Origin of the sequence: Lysinibacillus sp. LZ02 (assembly GCF_050613145.1) — a bacterium.
Lineage (GTDB): Bacteria > Bacillota > Bacilli > Bacillales_A > Planococcaceae > Lysinibacillus_B.
Window position 1 is genome coordinate 3,595,907 of record NZ_CP192507.1, and the last position, 17,048, is coordinate 3,612,954.

At 38.2% G+C, this 17,048-nt stretch carries 17 protein-coding genes and 2 riboswitches; of the genes, 5 read left to right on the plus strand and 12 right to left on the minus strand.

The window, feature by feature from the left end; translation table 11 throughout:
* Positions 1-5 precede the first annotated feature (5 nt).
* The 6 genes from ACQQ2I_RS17470 to ACQQ2I_RS17495 all read right to left on the minus strand — a co-directional run bounded on the left by ACQQ2I_RS17470 (position 6) and on the right by ACQQ2I_RS17495 (position 6,295).
* The gene (locus tag ACQQ2I_RS17470) at positions 6-758 is read right to left on the minus strand and encodes an SDR family NAD(P)-dependent oxidoreductase (RefSeq protein WP_431028031.1); all 753 of its coding nucleotides are present in this window, start codon (positions 756-758) and stop codon (positions 6-8) included.
* Positions 758-2,497, minus strand: coding sequence for a methyl-accepting chemotaxis protein (locus ACQQ2I_RS17475; RefSeq protein WP_431028032.1), 1,740 nt, complete (start codon positions 2,495-2,497; stop codon positions 758-760). Before ACQQ2I_RS17475 ends, ACQQ2I_RS17470 begins: the two co-directional genes overlap by 1 nt.
* Before the next feature lie 354 nt (positions 2,498-2,851).
* A riboswitch (cyclic di-GMP riboswitch) is annotated at positions 2,852-2,937 on the minus strand.
* A 120-nt stretch (positions 2,938-3,057) separates the two neighbouring features.
* Positions 3,058-3,624, minus strand: coding sequence for an RNA 2',3'-cyclic phosphodiesterase (gene thpR / locus ACQQ2I_RS17480; RefSeq protein ID WP_431028033.1), 567 nt, complete (start codon positions 3,622-3,624; stop codon positions 3,058-3,060).
* 227 nt (positions 3,625-3,851) lie between these two features.
* Positions 3,852-4,340, minus strand: coding sequence for a PaaI family thioesterase (locus ACQQ2I_RS17485; RefSeq protein ID WP_431028034.1), 489 nt, complete (start codon positions 4,338-4,340; stop codon positions 3,852-3,854).
* A 49-nt stretch (positions 4,341-4,389) separates the two neighbouring features.
* Positions 4,390-5,382 carry a zinc-binding dehydrogenase gene (locus ACQQ2I_RS17490; RefSeq protein WP_431028035.1) on the minus strand — a complete coding sequence of 331 codons (993 nt, stop codon included), beginning with the start codon at positions 5,380-5,382 and terminating at the stop codon, positions 4,390-4,392.
* A 346-nt stretch (positions 5,383-5,728) separates the two neighbouring features.
* Positions 5,729-6,295 (minus strand): cupin domain-containing protein, encoded by a 567-nt coding sequence (locus ACQQ2I_RS17495; RefSeq protein WP_431028036.1) that lies wholly within the window; start codon positions 6,293-6,295, stop codon positions 5,729-5,731.
* Between the two features lie 229 nt (positions 6,296-6,524).
* Here ACQQ2I_RS17495 and ACQQ2I_RS17500 point away from each other — a divergent pair, with 229 nt between their 5' ends.
* From ACQQ2I_RS17500 to ACQQ2I_RS17515, 4 genes are all read left to right on the plus strand, one after another.
* Complete coding sequence (locus ACQQ2I_RS17500) at positions 6,525-8,228, plus strand: methyl-accepting chemotaxis protein (protein ID WP_431028037.1); 1,704 nt, start codon at positions 6,525-6,527, stop codon at positions 8,226-8,228.
* Between the two features lie 191 nt (positions 8,229-8,419).
* Positions 8,420-9,118: a zinc transporter family protein gene (locus tag ACQQ2I_RS17505; protein ID WP_431028038.1), complete on the plus strand. Its 699-nt coding sequence runs from the start codon at positions 8,420-8,422 to the stop codon at positions 9,116-9,118.
* Positions 9,119-9,143: 25 nt separating this feature from the next.
* Positions 9,144-10,040, plus strand: a complete 897-nt coding sequence (locus ACQQ2I_RS17510; RefSeq protein ID WP_431028039.1) for a multicopper oxidase family protein — start codon at positions 9,144-9,146, stop codon at positions 10,038-10,040.
* 94 nt (positions 10,041-10,134) lie between these two features.
* On the plus strand, positions 10,135-10,422 hold the full coding sequence (locus ACQQ2I_RS17515; RefSeq protein WP_431028040.1) for a hypothetical protein: 288 nt from the start codon (positions 10,135-10,137) through the stop codon (positions 10,420-10,422).
* Positions 10,423-10,481: 59 nt separating this feature from the next.
* Here the strand turns inward: ACQQ2I_RS17515 and ACQQ2I_RS17520 are convergent, their stop codons facing one another.
* Genes ACQQ2I_RS17520 through ACQQ2I_RS17540 form a run of 5 tightly spaced genes read right to left on the minus strand, consistent with a single transcriptional unit; the run spans position 10,482 to position 14,206 of the window.
* Positions 10,482-11,507, minus strand: a complete 1,026-nt coding sequence (locus ACQQ2I_RS17520) for a ThiF family adenylyltransferase (protein ID WP_431028041.1) — start codon at positions 11,505-11,507, stop codon at positions 10,482-10,484.
* A complete protein-coding gene (locus ACQQ2I_RS17525; protein WP_431028042.1) occupies positions 11,504-12,271 on the minus strand; it encodes a thiazole synthase in 768 nt (255 codons plus the stop codon). Before ACQQ2I_RS17525 ends, ACQQ2I_RS17520 begins: the two co-directional genes overlap by 4 nt.
* Before the next feature lie 3 nt (positions 12,272-12,274).
* On the minus strand, positions 12,275-12,478 hold the full coding sequence (thiS, locus tag ACQQ2I_RS17530) for a sulfur carrier protein ThiS (protein ID WP_431028043.1): 204 nt from the start codon (positions 12,476-12,478) through the stop codon (positions 12,275-12,277).
* A 14-nt stretch (positions 12,479-12,492) separates the two neighbouring features.
* Positions 12,493-13,605 carry a glycine oxidase ThiO gene (gene thiO, locus ACQQ2I_RS17535; protein WP_431028044.1) on the minus strand — a complete coding sequence of 371 codons (1,113 nt, stop codon included), beginning with the start codon at positions 13,603-13,605 and terminating at the stop codon, positions 12,493-12,495.
* Positions 13,589-14,206, minus strand: a complete 618-nt coding sequence (locus tag ACQQ2I_RS17540; protein ID WP_431028045.1) for a thiamine phosphate synthase — start codon at positions 14,204-14,206, stop codon at positions 13,589-13,591. The genes thiO and ACQQ2I_RS17540 overlap by 17 nt, the downstream gene beginning before the upstream one ends.
* A gap of 105 nt (positions 14,207-14,311) precedes the next feature.
* A riboswitch (TPP riboswitch) is annotated at positions 14,312-14,421 on the minus strand.
* A gap of 942 nt (positions 14,422-15,363) precedes the next feature.
* On the opposite strand from ACQQ2I_RS17540, the gene ACQQ2I_RS17545 reads away from it, so the two are divergent.
* Complete coding sequence (locus ACQQ2I_RS17545; protein ID WP_431028046.1) at positions 15,364-15,780, plus strand: DUF1284 domain-containing protein; 417 nt, start codon at positions 15,364-15,366, stop codon at positions 15,778-15,780.
* 156 nt (positions 15,781-15,936) lie between these two features.
* On the opposite strand, the gene phaC is transcribed toward ACQQ2I_RS17545, so the two are convergent.
* The gene (gene phaC, locus ACQQ2I_RS17550; RefSeq protein WP_431028047.1) at positions 15,937-17,034 is read right to left on the minus strand and encodes a class III poly(R)-hydroxyalkanoic acid synthase subunit PhaC; all 1,098 of its coding nucleotides are present in this window, start codon (positions 17,032-17,034) and stop codon (positions 15,937-15,939) included.
* Positions 17,035-17,048 lie beyond the last annotated feature (14 nt).

Consider the following 17,048-nt stretch of genomic DNA (forward strand, 5'->3'; position numbering starts at 1 on the left):
ACTCCTTATCCATTCATAACGACTCCACCATTAGGGGTTAAAATTTGACCTGTATAGAAATTAGCATGTTCTGAAGCTAAAAATAACACGCTTTTCGCTATTTCTTCTGGGTGCGCTAGTCGTTTCAAAGGATATTTAGCGGACTCTTCTTCAATATAATTTTCGCCAAATTCTTTCAAAATGTCTGTATATGTTCCACTAGGGGCTACTGCATTTACTAAAATATGAGGGGCTAACTCTCTACCCAAAGCTTTTGTAAATGCATTAATACCACCTTTGGCAGCTGAATAATGTGTAAACTCTTCACATCCTAAGCTACCAAGATCAGAGGAAATATTAATAATTTTCCCACTGCCTTTTTGCTTCATTCTTTTCGCTGCTTCTCTACTATTATAGAAACAACCGTACAGATGCACTTTAATCATCCGATCCCACTGTTCATCTGTTAAATCTATAATATTAGAAGACTGTGCAAATCCAGCATTGTTTATTAATACATCAATCTTGCCTAAGTGATTGTCCATGTAACGAAACATTTCTTGAACTTGTTGAGAATCCGATACATCGGCATGAAATTTTAAGGCCTGTCCCCCAAACTTCTCCGCTTGCACACGGACTTCTTCTGCCTCTTTCTCGTCTCCAATGTAATTTATTAGAATATTGGCTCCTTGCTCTGCAAACGCTAATGCAATCGATCTCCCTATTCCTTTACTTGAACCTGTAATCAATACATTTTTTCCATTAAAATTCAATTCCATTAACGCTCGTTCTCCAATTTAAATTTAGCTACAAGTGCTTGTAATTCCTCTGCCGTTTCGCCTAGTGAAGCAGAAGCCTGTGTTACTTCCTGCATCGTTACTAATTGTTGCTGTGTAGCTTCTGACACATTCGTCGAGAATGCGGAAGATTTTTGTGCAGAGTGTGTAATATGATTGACCGATGCTGTCACTTCTTCTGAAGAAGCTGATATTTGTTGAGATGCTGCAGAAATTTCTCTAATTTGACTTGCTACTTCTTCTGAAGAAGTTAAGATATCTTTAAAGATTTTGCCTACCTCATTTGTATATTCCATCCCAGCTTTTACATCTTCTTTTCCTTTTTCCATCACAACAAGTGAGGCATTTGAATCAGATTGAATTGTGCTAATCAAATTGTATATTTCCGTTGCTGATTGAGAGGATTGTTCTGCTAATCTTCTTACCTCATCTGCCACAACCGCAAATCCTTTACCATGTTCACCCGCTCGCGCAGCTTCAATCGCTGCATTGAGTGCGAGTAAATTCGTTTGATCTGCAATTTCCGTAATAATGTTTACAATGTCACCAATTTTATTTGTACTTACATGCAAACCATTAATTGTTTTGCCAATTTGCTCAACGGATTCATTGATTAATTGCATTTGGGAAATAACTTGTTGAACAACATTATCCCCACGTCTTGACGCTTGCGAGGAAGAACTAGATGATTCAGCTGCACTATTTGCCGAATCTGCAATTTGCTGTATGCCCATCGTTGTTTCTTCCATAGCAGTAGCTGTTTCTTCTGTTGTGATTAAAGATGCTTCAGCATTTTGCGTAATCTGCTCCATGTCCTTCGCAATATATGTAGAACTGTCATATACACCTGTCGCATTCACATTCAGTTGATTGGCTGCAGTAGAAATATGGTTCGACGCATTTCTAATGTTTAATATAAGATGTTGTAAATTCGAAACCATTGTTTGAATAGATTGAGATAAGTGGCCAATTTCATCATTCGTAATTTCCAAATCTACGTCCTTCAATTCTCCATTGGCTACTTGATTTGCTACCTCTACTACTTTTCCAAGTGGTTTAAGTAGTCGCACAATGAATATGTAAAGTAAGACTAATAAAATGACAAGACCAATTACTGTAATCGCAATTTGTTTGATAATACTCGATTTAATAATCGCATGAATATAATCTGCTGAATAATCAATCCCTATTAATGCAATAACTTCCCCTCTACCATCTTTAATTGGGGCAAATACTGTTCGCCATGTTCCGAAAGCATCTTCGAAAATTTCAGTCACTTCTACTTGATTATTGTCAAGTGCAAGCTTAGCTGTTTCAGTATGCTCAGGGGCTAAATCGGCAAAAGCTTCTCCTGCTTCGTATACTTCATTTAAATTGGAAGTATAACCGATTGGAATAATGTTGTTATCTTCTATTTTCCAAAGATAACTCCAACTCATAATTCCTTGTTCATTTTGGATAGTATCTAACTGATTTTGTACTTTCTGGAAAACTTGATCTTCCTCACCTTTTACAGATAATAAAGATTCGATTTCTTCCTGATCAAGGGTCATTGCTGTTAGAATCCCTACACTTTTCAGTTCTTGCTCAAGGTCTGCATCCATGCGATTATTTAGTTCATTAATACTCTGAAATGTAATAATAGTAGTAAGTACTAAAACAATGCTAGAAACAATCAATAACAATCTGTTCTTTAATGACATACCCTTTATAAATTTCAAAATTTTTACCTCCCTACTTTTTTAATGATTATACTTTTTTAATGAATGACAGCCTTTAATATAATGATAATATTTTGTAAAAAAACTACACATACAACATTCCATTTAACTAGTTGCCATTAAGTTTGAAATAGAGACAAATAAAAAAGCCTATTTAAATAATAGGCTACTAGGAAACTTGTAATAACTTCATCATATATGTTGATTATCTATTTTTAGATTAAAAATGGTGGAAGAGTGATTTACCATCTATATTTTAGCTACCTTCTAGAATAGGAAATAGCTTGTATTCGTAAATAAATGGCATACTTTTTCACTAATCAACAGACGTATAACCGACTATTACTAATATCCTTTTGCAGTTCAGCCATCCTAGCATCCAACACCTTAGACCTGTAACTTTGCGTCTCTATCTTTCAATAGATTTGCCTATCATCACCCTTAAATTACCATAAAGCATTTATTCAGTCAATTTATTACTGAAATTAACTAATTGGTTACATGAATACACCTACATACTTCCTTAAAGGGCGAACAAATTTTGGCGTTAAACCAAACTTTTATTTGATCGAGATTTTTATAATTGGCTCATATTTAGGAGTTTGTTCCATATTTGTTTTATACAATACGATTTCGTCTACATGAAAAGATAACGGCTTAGCTTGAAAGGGATTATACTCTGCTAATAGCCCCTTATCGAACCCTTCAGCACTAGACCATTTCCGTGCGAATGTAATATGAGGGTGGTACGGACGCGTATCTAACGTAAATCCAGCATCTAAACATTGTTGATGCACAATTGCTTGCAGTTGAAATAGTGCACGTTCCTCATTTACTGCTCCCCAAAAAATTCGCGGTGTTTGCTCATTGCCGAAAATATTAAGCCTTGTAATTTGCAAAGAAAAGCTTTGCCCTTTCGTCATAGCGTCACCTACTAAATCAATCACTGTTTGAAGTTTTTGCTCCTCTACAGCACCGAGAAAAGCTAAAGTAATATGATAATCATCCATATGTACCCAGCGGTTAAACTGGAAAATATGTTTTACATGCAGCATCTCCGCATGAATGATTTTCTTAATCGTATCCGGTAATGGCACGGCCCAAAAATAATGTGGATTTTTACTCATTTGATCCCTCTTTTTAATATATATTTTGATTTCTATTACTAAAAATGATCAATATATTAATCCCCTTCATTCATATTGTTAGCCATATTGTTCATCATTATGTTCACTAGTTTTCGTCATTTAAGATGATTGCAACTATCCATATGAAGAAAGCCCGAAAAGCTTTATCGCATTTTCGGGCTACAGTAGTTATGATACGATTGAAGTAACGGTAATGGCTCTAGTTTTTATTCTTCCTTCCGAAATGTCTTAGGCATTAACACAACGATTACTTCTCCCGTTACAACGAGTTGATCGTCCGCAAATACTTCGGTGTACACTTTATACTTTTTCGGATGAATTTCTTCTATAATACCGATTGCCTTTAATGGTCCGCCCATTGGGGTCGGTTGTTTATAATTTACTTGTAAGGAGCTTGTTACAAAGCGCGGTGGATTCACCCCGTCACCTATTTCATTGCCATTTTTACGATGTAAATACAACGAGGCTGAGCCCGCACTATGGCAATCGATAAACGATGCGAGCAAACCGCCATATACAAACCCTGGAATTCCCCCTGTATACTCTGGCCTTGGCGTGTACATCGTAATCGTTTTCTCACCAAGCCAGCCTGTACGAAGATGATGCCCCTGTTCATTTAATCGTCCACATCCATAGCACCAAGCTAAATCATCTGGATAATCATCTTGAATCGCTTTTATCACTTTTTCCTCCATATTCATCCCCCCATGTATAGAAAATCTTTAGTTTTTCCTAGTTACCCCTTTAGTCAATGACAAACCCGATTTTCCCTAATTGTTGTGCATTTTCTAATCGCTTGAATGCTTGTTCAAACTGCTCTAAAGGATACATTGCATCGATAATTGGCGTGATATTATGCTTCTTTATAAATTGCAGCATTTCACGAAATTCTTCTGCGCTCCCCATTGTTGAACCTAAAAGGCTAAACTGACCATAGAAAAATGCGCGAAGATTCAGTGGCACGACATCCCCTGCCGAAGCTCCAAAAGTGACGATTGTACCGCCTGGACGAAGCTGTTCTAGTGATTTATTAAACGTCGCCGCGCCTACACATTCAATGACAAGGTCCATCTTTTCTCCACCGAGTGCCTCGTTCCAATCTGTATTGCTATCAATTGCCTGATCAGCGCCCATTTCTAACGCCCTTTTACCCTTCTCTTCTGAGCGCGATGTCACATACACGATCGCACCAGCTGCTTTCGCAAATTGTAATAAAAACGTGGCGACACCACTACCGATACCAGGAATCAGTACCTTCATTCCTGGCTGTACACGTCCTCTCGTAAATAATGCTCGATATGCTGTAAGTGCCGCGAGAGATAATACCCCCGCTTCTTCCCATGTTAAATGTCCCGGCTTTGGTACTACATTTTCAGCAGGAATGACAACGTATTCCGCAAAAGTACCATGAAACGGAAGACCGAGAATTTCGAATCCTTCAGGTGGCGCATCACTCTTTTCTTTCCAGCCAAGTCCCGGATTAATGACAACTTCAGTACCCATTTGAACATCGGATACTCCTTCACCAATCGCATCAATAATCCCTGCGCCATCTGACCCGATAATAAGAGGGGGATCTGTTGGTTGATGACGGTTAAGGACAAATAAATCACGGTGATTAAGTCCGGCTGCTTTGAGCTTTACTCGAACCTCCCCCGCTTTTGGCTGCACCTTTTCTATATCTCGATATGTAAGACCTTCAAAGCCTATTGTCTTTTCATGCACAACTGCTTTCACCTATAAAACACTCCTTATTTTTCAATCAAATAAATGATTACTCTATCAAATTATCTGTTGATTTACCTCTTAATTGTTAAAGAGAACATTAGAATACGTTGATTTCCGCTACGGCTGACTCGCTTTCCGCAGGCACGGCTTTTTATTAATCATTTCACTAAAAAGCACGCTTATGATCTACTAGTATTTGTATAATCAACACATCTATCAAATTAGTCATAGCCTTCTATAATGATATACCAAATATACAGACTATTCAAAATTCAAACTCTTGATACGAAAAATAAATAAAAAAACCCAACTCATTCATATGAATTAGGTTTCGAATGCTCACCATATAACGGTCTTAATGATGGTCTTCTGCACGCATTGCCTCTTCTTTCGTTACATGTACCGTGCCAAATGGGTGTTGTGGAGGAGCATAAATCGAGTACAGCTTTAGCGGGATATTCCCTGTATTCGTTAAGTTATGCCATGTGCCAGCTGGGATGATAATCGCATCATCATCATGTACACTTCTTACAAAGTGTAACTGTTCTCTTGTTTTTCCCATTTGAATAATCCCTTGCCCCTGTTCAATCCGTACAAATTGATCCAGTTGAGGATGAATTTCGAATCCGATATCTTCCCCCGGTTGAAGGCTCATCAACGTTACTTGCAAATGCTTCCCTGTCCATAAAGCAGTCCGATACGCATCGTTCTGTTTCGATGCTTCATTAATATCTATGACAAATGGGTTTGCTCCATAATCTTTTAGCTCCATTTGATTTCTTTCCATTACTGATGGGCAAAATCCAAATTGGTAAGTGCCATTCATTGCCGTTCCATAATTCTGTTGTCCCACACAGTTACACATTGGTACATGCATATAAGGAGGGGACGAATATGAATACATCCAAGGTGCATAGTACATTTTCTTCCACCCTTTCGTACATTTCTCAAATTATCCTATGCAACGCGGTCAAAGAACGTACTTAATAATCATGTGATAACTATACGAGATTATTATCCTGTGACTTTTTTCGCACATTTTTTTCTTGAACAGGTAAAAAATATATTTAACTAAATTTAAAAACCTCCAATTAGCATTATAATAAAACAATAGATATAGATATTTATGGAAAAGTTAAGGGGAGCTTATCATGCGTATTACTCAATTAAAATCAGTAAAGAAAAAAATTTTAGTGGGGTTCGGTATTGTTTTATTACTTATGCTAACGTTATCGAGCTATCTTATTTTGACAATGAAGTACATTCATCAAAAAACAGAAATCGTCATTAAAGATGAAGTGAACTTACTCGTATTAGATGAAACAATGGCATTCAATATTTCACAAAAAATTGCATTAGCACGTGGATATGTACTTACAGGCGATACGAGTTATAAAGAGGAATTTGAACGATATAGCCAACAAACAATTGATTTAGAACAACAGCTAATCGAGCACTCAGATTCCGATAAAGTAAAAAATCTTATTCAATTAGGTCAACAGTGGCAGAATACGGTTGAAAATGAGATATTTCCTTTATATGACCAAGGAGATGCAGCTGCAGCGATTGCCTTATTAAGTGGTGAGGCACAAATACAAGCACGGGAATTAATGACAGGCTACAATGAAATGACGGCTAACCGCGAAGCAATAATGGCAAAGCAAGGGGATGAAATTAGCCAATTAGGCACTAGTATTATGATGATCAATATTATTTTCATTACAATCATCGTGATTATTGGCTTGCTTATTGCTCTCTATGTCACAAACAGCATTGTTAAACCAGTTAACCGTGTTATGCACCGACTCCAAAAAATTGCCGATGGAGATTTGAGTGATCAAGCACTTACAGTCAACTTAAAAGATGAAATTGGTGTGCTAATGCATGCTACCAATGCTGTCAGCGAAAACAATAATAAACTACTTCAGCAAATTCAACAGGCTGCAGATCACCTATATCAAGGTAGCCAGGAAATTTCATACTCAACAACAGAAGTGAGTAATGGCTCTGAACAGATTGCCATGACCATGACTGAGCTAGCAACAGGTGCGGAGGCACAAGCAAATCTATCAGGGGAAATGGTGAGCAAGATTGAATCATTCACACAAAACATCAATGAAATTAATGACAACGGACAAAAAATGACGATTCAATCGGATGAAATTCTCGAAATGACAACTCATGGTCAGCAATTGATGAATCAATCGCTTTCTCAAATGGCAATGATTAATGATGTCTTTAAAATATCTGTTGTTAACGTACAAGAACTAGGAAAACAATCACAAGAAATTTATCAACTCGTTGCGGTCATCGAAGAAATTTCAGCCCAAACAAATTTACTTGCACTGAATGCTGCTATTGAGGCAGCTCGGGCCGGAGAAGCTGGAAAGGGCTTTGCTGTTGTGGCATCTGAAGTAAAAAAATTAGCGGAACAAGTTTCACATTCTGTTGTCAATATCACTCAAATTATCGATAAAATTCAGTTCGAAACACGTACTGTAACAGACTCGCTTCAAAATGGCTATACAGAGATTGAAAAAGGCTCTGAACAGATGCGAGTAACAAGCGAAACCTTTGATAAAATCAATCAAGCTATTCATCTCGTTACACAAAATATTCAAGATACATCTCACCGTATCAATCAAGTAACAGCAGACAGTGAGAATGTCGGCAAAATAATTGAAGAAATTGCCGCTGTAACTGAAGAAGCAGCGGCAGGTATTGAAGAAACAGCTGCTTCTGCTGAACAATCAAGTAGTTCCCTACAAGAAGTAGCAAATCGTGCTCACCAGCTTCTCGAAACAGCTGAACAAATGAAAGCAGGCATCCATCGTTATAAGCTAAGAGGTGAATAAAAAACCACTACTACAAATGATATACAAAATTTCACGATTTAAAAATTTTGGGCCAGTGCATAGATGTACTGGTCTTTTTGATGGATAGGAAAGTATATGTTTTCAAGGAACAACACATAAGAATATACATATTTCCCGCACATATAATTTACAGAATCGGTCTCCGATTACTCTAGATAGAAAGAAGGATCATGTTGAATGTCATGATTGTGAGTGGCTTTATTTTTTTAAGTGTTAGTATCGGTGGGGGCATTGCTTGGCTCTTTTCAGCGCTATTTCGTCAGACAACACATCATTTATCGCTACTATGTGGCGGGTTTTTAATTGGATTACTTCTACTCGAAATTATCCCTAGTTCTTTACAGATGTATGAGCTGTTAAGCCTTATACTCGGTTTTCTCATTGGGCATCTGCTATTTCTCATACTGCACCATTTTTTCTATCAGACAAACCTACAAAAACAATCCGTCTACTTGCTCACAATCGCTATACTGATTCATACGATTCCACTTAGCCTCACTATCGGAAATTTACTTGGCAATGCGACACTCGGGATTGCTCTTACAGCTTCTATCGTGCTACATCATCTTCCTGAAGGTTTTGCAATCACAACTATTATGCTCTCACAAGGTGAAAAACTTCTTGGATTGCTTCTTTATTTCACAGGATTTGCCGCTTTCTTTGGTGTGTTTGTATGGCTTGGGTATTATACGAATCTAAGTAATGTATCTGGAGGAATCTTAATAGGCATTTCCATTGGCTTAATCGCTAGTACTAGTATTTCTGAATTTATTGTACATAACGTTCGAGCTACATCGAAAATAAATGTGCTAACTTATCTGCTAATCGGCTATTTACTCAGCTTTGGATTTCATTTAGTCATTGGATAGGACAATATTTATAGGAGGATTTCATATGGTTATCACACCCGGCATTAGGGATTTACCTTATGTAATACAAACAAATGGGACAAAATTCTTTACATTAATCGCAGAGGAAATCACATGGGAACTAGTAAACGGGATTTTTATTAAAGCTTGGGGATATAACGGTTCTACTCCAGGACCTACAATTCGTGTGTATCCTGACGATTATGTGTGTATTCGAGTCATTAATCGCTTGCCTGTCAAAACGAGCATTCACTGGCATGGGCTAATCGTTCCAAATAATATGGATGGTGTCCCGCCAATCGAGCCTTCTCCGTTTATCGAACCTGGACATTATTTTGATTACCATTTCACCATTCACAACCCACCTGGCACCTATATGTATCATGCTAATGTAGATGTTGCTGTACAAGATCATGCTGGTCTATTAGGTGGCCTTATTGTAGAAGACCCAAGCACGCAACATATGCCCAAATATAAAGATTACCTTTGTCTTCTACAAGAATGGGCAATTGGCGATTTACCACAAGGAGATTTAACAAAAGGTGTATATGACTTAACTTTCGTCAAACCAGAGTTTAACTTCTTTACGATTAATGGACGATGCTACCCTTTAACAGTGCCTCTGCTTGTAGAGTACGGCGACACAGTGAAAGTCCGTTTTGGCAACATCCAAATGAACCACCATCCAATGCATTTACACGGGCACCAATTCAGTATAGTTGGAGCAGATGGATTCCCGATTGCTGAACATATGCAAATTTGTAAAAATACCATTCTCGTTGCCTCTGGAGAAACTTGGGATATTAGCTTTCTGGCAGATAATCCTGGCATCTGGCCATTTCACTGTCATATGCCGCACCATGTCACAAATAACGGGGCTCTCGGGGTAGGAGGAATGTTTATGACAGTGAATTATTGTTAGGTCCCTCTACTTTGGAGCATTTAGCGTACTCCTACAAACAATTGAAGGAAAATATCCCCCTTTGTCGAATTTAGTAAATACAGGGGGGATATAAATGCTAACGAAAATTAGGAAAGTGAAGTTTGAGACGGAAAGAAAAAACCCTATGTATCAAGTAATTATGGAGTGTCCTAACGGGAAGGAATTATATATCAAATTTGATTATACATATGCAACAAATACGTTTTGGCCATTAGAAGTCAATTATAATAAGAAGGACTATGGCGCAAAACTAGCTTGGTATACACGAGAAGTGGAAAACATGACTGTTGAATCTTTCTTAGAGACGATTGCAAACAAAATTAATAAAAAATACAACTTTGAATTAAAAATAAGGAAATAAAAAGTCATAGATAAACTACGTATCTTGAAGTCGATACGACAGGTTTATCTATGACTGCGTTACTTAGCTGCTACCCCAATTTGCATAAATCGATTATAAACTGCTCGTGCTATTTTAGGATCCGTGACACTATGGATAATGGCACGCCCGTCCGCAAAAAAGACGATTCGACACTCCTCAAATTGACACGATAGCAAATACGGGTTTAACACAAGGTTTGTGACTTGATTGTTTATGTTGTTCGCTATCTCTTCCAATGAGTATGTTTGTGCAATACCCGGTCTGAGTTGCACTGCATCTCGCCCGCAAAGTACATGTGTTTTCATTTGATTTTCAAATTGTAAAAAAGGATACGTTGGCTGCTCTCCGCAACTTGGACAAGAAGGGTTTTTAAGCTTTTGCACATTGATTTCAGCTCGTTCATCTTTCCAAAGGTCGATGGATTGTACAATAGGTGCTAATGTTTTTCCAGCAAGCCATTTGAATACTTGTGTCACCTGATAGGCAGCTGTTACTTGCACAATCGGGCTAATGACACCAACCGTATCACATGTCATTGCATCCATTGGCAAATGATTGAGTAAACAATGTAAACAAGGTGTCTCTCCTGGAATAATCGGCAATGTCAGCCCATAACTCCCTACACAAGCACCAAATATATATGGGATTCCTTGCTTCATCGCTGCATCATTGACGATTAAGCTCGTTTCAAAATTATCTGTTGCATCTACGACAATGGAATGATCTTTCATTAATTCTTCAATATTGAGTCCGTGTACATCCTCAACAATGCCTACAATGGAGATTTCACTATTAATTTGCTCCAGTCGTTTTTTAGCAGCGATCGCTTTTGGCACTTTCTGTTGAACGTCTGCCTCTACATATAGCTGCTGCCTTTGTAAGTTACTCCATTCAACATAATCTCGATCGACAATAGTCATCTGCCCAACACCAGCCCTTGCTAGCATTTCAGAGCTAGCCGAGCCAAGTGCTCCTGCACCAATAATTAGAATCTTCGTCTGCTGCATACGTTCTTGCACATGCTTCCCTAAAAATAATGCTTGTCGTGCATAGCGGTTGTTCAAGATGTCACCATGCCCGTTGTCGGGCTACTTGCTACAGCATATTCTTTTTCTTCGATTCGTCCTGCCTCAAATCCTAGTCTTCCAGCTTCTACTGCTAGTTTCATTGCTTCTGCCATTTTCACTGGATCTTTTGCACCTGATACAGCTGTATTGAGCAACACTGCATCCGCTCCTAGCTCCATTGCATAAGCAACATCCTTAGGGGCACCAATACCTGCATCGACAATGACTGGAATTTCTGACTGTTCAATAATAAATTTCAAATTAAGAGGGTTAATGATTCCTTTTCCAGATCCAATCGGTGAAGCGCCCGGCATAATCGCATGGACACCAAGATTTTCAAGGCGTTTCGCTAACACTACGTCATCCGATGTATACGGTAATACGATAAACCCTTCCGCAAGCAGCATTTCAGACGCTCTTAATGTTTCAATCGGGTCTGGTAAAAGTGTACGATCATCGCCAATGACTTCTACTTTAATCATGTCGCATAACCCAGAAGCTTTCGCAAGTTTGGCAATACGCACCGCTTCTTCAGCCGTTTTAGCCCCTGCTGTATTCGGTAATAACGTGTATTTCGTTAAATCTAGTTGCTCAAGAAAATTCGGCTGTTCCGCTGAAAAAATATTCATTCTTCTCACAGCAAACGTTAAAATTTCTGATTGTGATACTTCTACTGCTTTTTTCTGTACTTCAAATGATGGGTATTTCCCCGTACCTAATAAAAGTCTTGATTGAAACGTACGATCTGCAATTTTTAACATATTTCATCCTCCTCCAACAAAATGAACAATTTCTACAACATCGCCATGTGACAGGCTAGTCGTTTCATAATTTTCTTTTGTAACAATTTCCTGATTTACTTCTACGACAACAATGCGATTTTCTAAATTGTAATGAGCCAGCAATCCTTGAACAGTCTGAACTATTTCTGGCAGGTCAATTTTCTTTCCATTTACAATCATAGACATGCTTTCATCACCTCCTAAACGGTTAATGGCTTTCCTCGGTCAATTCGAAATGCCTCTATCCACTCTTTTTTTACGTCTCTTTTCAAAATGAGGTTGGCAATCATCTCACCTGTTGCTGGAGCTAACAATATGCCATTGCGATAATGCCCTGTTGCAAATAAAATGGATTCATCTTCCGGATGATGACCGATGAATGGTTTTTGATCAAATGTTTGTGGTCGTAATCCTGACCAAACAGAGTCGATTTTCATATGAGCACTAGTAGGCAATAACTCTTTCGCTTTTTGAATTAATGTTTCGATACCATTTAAACTCACTTGTTCTGTCCAGTCGTTCTCTTTCATCGTTGCGCCAATAACAAGCTTCCCGTTATTTCTTGGGACAATATAGTATTTATCATGAAAAATCGTATGCTTTAAAACAGCCTGTTCATCCGTAACGGATATGCACTCCCCTTTGACTGGCGTCATTTGATACTGTAAACCTAGCTCCTTAAAGAAAGTAGTGCTCCAAACACCACTGGCAATGACAACGCGCTTCGCTTCCACAAGTCCTCGTGTCGTTTCAATTAGAAAGGTGTCATGCTGTTTTTTTATGTGTAGCACCTTTGTATAGTCAAAAATCGATGCCCCCATAACTTGAGCGCTTTTAGCAAAAGCCTGGCATACACCAATCGGTAACACATTGATATCGTCTTGGATATATGCTGCACCTACTATATGAGGGGAAACATCTCGTTCTAGTTTTCTTACTTCTTCTGCTTCCAGCCATGTAACAGTCGGTTGCGCTAACATGGTCGCTAATTCTTTTTTGTCACGATCAGAAAAGGCAAGCTTTAAAATTCCTCCCTTTCTATATCCTAAGTCGATACCGCTTAACCCATATAATTCATCTTTCAACTTCGAATAAAGAGACTGACTATATCTTGCAAAAGGGAAAAAGACATTGACATCCCCTTCACATTCCGAATGAGCACCGAGCATGCCTGCTGCTGCACTTGTCGCTTTTGCGCCGATTTGATTTTCCTCAAACACCGCTACGTCGATTTGCTCTTTTGCTAAATAGTAAGCGATGGCACTTCCAATAATTCCGCCACCAATGACGGCTACTTCATAGCTTGTTTTCATATTTGACCACCTCATCAAATTGACTTGCTGCAGCGAATGGATTTTCTGCTGAAAAAATACCTGACATCACAGCAATGCCGTCTGCTTGTATATGTTGTAATGCCTGTACTCGGTCTAAAGTGATGCCACCAATTGCAAAGATAGGAATCTTCAAATGCTTTTTCATCTCAAGGATTGGAGCAAGACCATGCGGGGACTTTCCTTTTTTGCTATTCGTTTCAAAACAATGACCATATAACACATAGTCAGCCCCTTGTCGCTCTGCCTCTTGTGCTCCTGCATAATCATGTACAGACTTCCCTACCTTGATATGAGGAAATAACGCCTTCACCTTTTGCACAGGCAGCCCCTTTTCTGGCAAATGCACCGTTTGAATGCCACTACATAATGCAATATCCAATCGATCATTTAAAATAAGTTTCCCTTTTTCAATACCACCCTCGTCTAAATAGTGAAGCAATGTCATGACTTCTTTTACCGTCTTCGTCTTTTCTCGTATTTGAATAAAATCGACGTTGTGCTGGATTTGGAGTATTTTCTTTGCCAGTTCAACAACTGTATGCGAATCATCCGTTACTGCCATCAGCTTCATGTTAGACATATACCCTCCTTTTTGTGATTTTTTACAAATAAAAAAACCACTCTCCTGAAAAGGAAAGTGGTTCTGTTTGAATAAGATTCATGTACAAAAAAGTACACAAAAAACCCCAACATCACTCTACTTCCCTACGCAGATACAAATCTGATCAGGTTGTGAGGGTTTAAAAGTAACTACTTTCTTCTCAGCCCTTATCAAGGGATCCCCTAGTAAAATTTCAATTTATTCAATTATTATGAATTCAACCATTATTCTATTACACAAATTTTTAAATAGCAAGAAGGCTTTTCAAATATGTTACAAGTATCTCCACTTCAATTCATGTCGTAATCGCATAAGTTCTCCCTTTTCATCTAGATATTTATGTTCTCTTATCTAGGTATCTCGTAATGAGCAAAAACGCATCCTAAAAATACCAGGTAAATAGTACAAGGTATGTATCATAGCCTCCGCGCTTTGCCACAGCCTACACAGGAGCTAAAACAGGCGCGGCCTGTTTGGATCTCCTGTTCCTGCTCCTGACGTTGCACTTTCGTCGCAAAGAAAATCTTGGCTCCTGTGGCTATGGCGCGCTACGGCAAAAGTGAATACTTCTCGATATGCTAGAAAAACATTTCTCTTTTCTAAAAGAAATCATTTTCTTTCCATTTGCACATTATAGTCTGTCTAGTCTTTACTGTAATTAATAAGGATTTCTCATTATTTTTAAGCCACTAATTATTTTCATTGAACAATAGTTGCTTGTAGCGGAGGCACGAGAGTGTAGCTGACGGCATACGCCTTTCGCTACAGAGCAATGTTTTTCTGCACCGGAAGTGAAGCGGCAGGTGCAAAGCTTCCTACGGGAAAAGCGATAAAAGAACAAAGGCTAAAACCGTCACATCGTGTGACAACGCCTTCGTGACCAACATCATGTTGTCCTCAAGACACCGCAGGAAATTTATTTGCGACGAAAGCGTAGCGACAGGAGCACCGAAGCATAAGCGACGAGGAGGCTTAATCTCGCACGTGGAAAGCGAGTGCCGGAGCGGAGAGCAACGGTTATTCAAATGGCAATATATATTTGTGAATTTTCTCATTATAACTAGTATGTTAAAATATAAGTTAACCACTAATACAATAATGTTTACATAAAATCATTACATATGGAGGAAAGAACTATGTATAAACTACGCGGTCATCATCTTTTTTGCCTTTTAGGGTATCGAGGAATGGGCTACTCTAAAGAATACGTAGAAAATATGACGCGCATCCATCAAACATTGAGAGCTAATCCAAAAACACTTGTGCAGCTTGTTAAAGGGCCTGACCATTTATGCGAAAGGTATCCTAACTCTGGCGAATACCATTGCCAAGATGACAATATTTACGATAGAGATGCTGTCATTTTAGAAAAGTTAGGTCTTCGTATTGGACAAATTGTAAGTTGGGAAGACATTGAATCATCCGTCAAACAACATGTCATCCCAAGTGATATTGGCATCGTTTGTGAAACCTGTTCTTGGCGCTCTTACGGGGTATGTGAGGAAGGGGTTCAGCGAATTACTACAGGAAACGGCTTGTGGGAAGTGAAATAGACTGCATAAACGTCTCTTTGCTTCTAGTATGATGCTTTCCCATAGAAATCTCCTCCTTTTACTACGCTTGATTTTTCAAAAAAATACGTAAACAGACAAAAGAAGCACTCAATCATTTTATACGACAAAATGATTGAGTGCTCTCTCTTTTAACGACTAAAGTGAATTTTCCTTAAGCCATTTTTCAATATAAGGATAAATTTCATTTACTGCGCGACGACCTGTACATACAGAAACGTGACCTGTTTGCACATCATGCAATGTCTTATTTTTGCTTGACACTTTATCATTCAGTGGCCTAATTTGTTGTGGTAAAACGATATTGTCACGAAGAGCACAAATATTCAATAGATTCGCTTTAATATTAGCTAGCTTTACTTGTTGTCCACGGACTTCTAATTCATCATTCATTAATTTATTACCCTGATAAAAATCCCCGATCCATTGTCTATATGCTTCACCTGGGAAAGGCACGCCATCATTCAACCACTTTTGCATTAATTTCCAATTCAAAACCGATTCTTGATTATCCACACGATGCGCTAAATTGATATATGTCCCTAATGTATTAGAAATTGGACTTAGCAATTTATTTCCATAGTCAATCATTTCAAATGGAATATTGCCTAATGTATCAACCAATTTATTTAATTGGAAATAATCTTTGTCTAACCAGTTTGTATATAAACCGGCATCTTCAAAATCGATTGGCGTTGTCATTAATACTAAATTACGAATCGGAAGGATATCATTATACAATGCTGTGAAAATAGCTGTCATTGTACCGCCCATGCAGTATCCAAACATCGTAATCTCTTTCGCATTCGAAATCTTCAATATCTTTTTCACTGCTCGAGGTATATAGTCTACGATATAATCATCTAACTTCATATGACGATCTTCGTAACCTGCTGTACCCCAATCTAGTAAATAAACATCATGACCTTGCTCCGTTAAATGTTCAATGAGGCTGTTACCTGGATAAAGATCCAAAATATATGGTTTATTGATCAGTGCATAAATCATTAAAATTGGCACTTTATTTGTTTTTTTCGTATTTGGTTGGAAGCGGTATAGCTTCGCTTTATTTTTTGTCCACACTAGTTCTTTTGGTGTTTGCCCAACTTGTGGGTCAGCATCTTTTGTCAAAATATCATTTACACGTTGGAATCTTTCAAGGTCATTGGAAAATGGTATAGAGTATGAAAAACGATCCATCCATTCCTCAAATGGCTTTGTATCTAAGTTAATCATGGAACTCCTCCTAG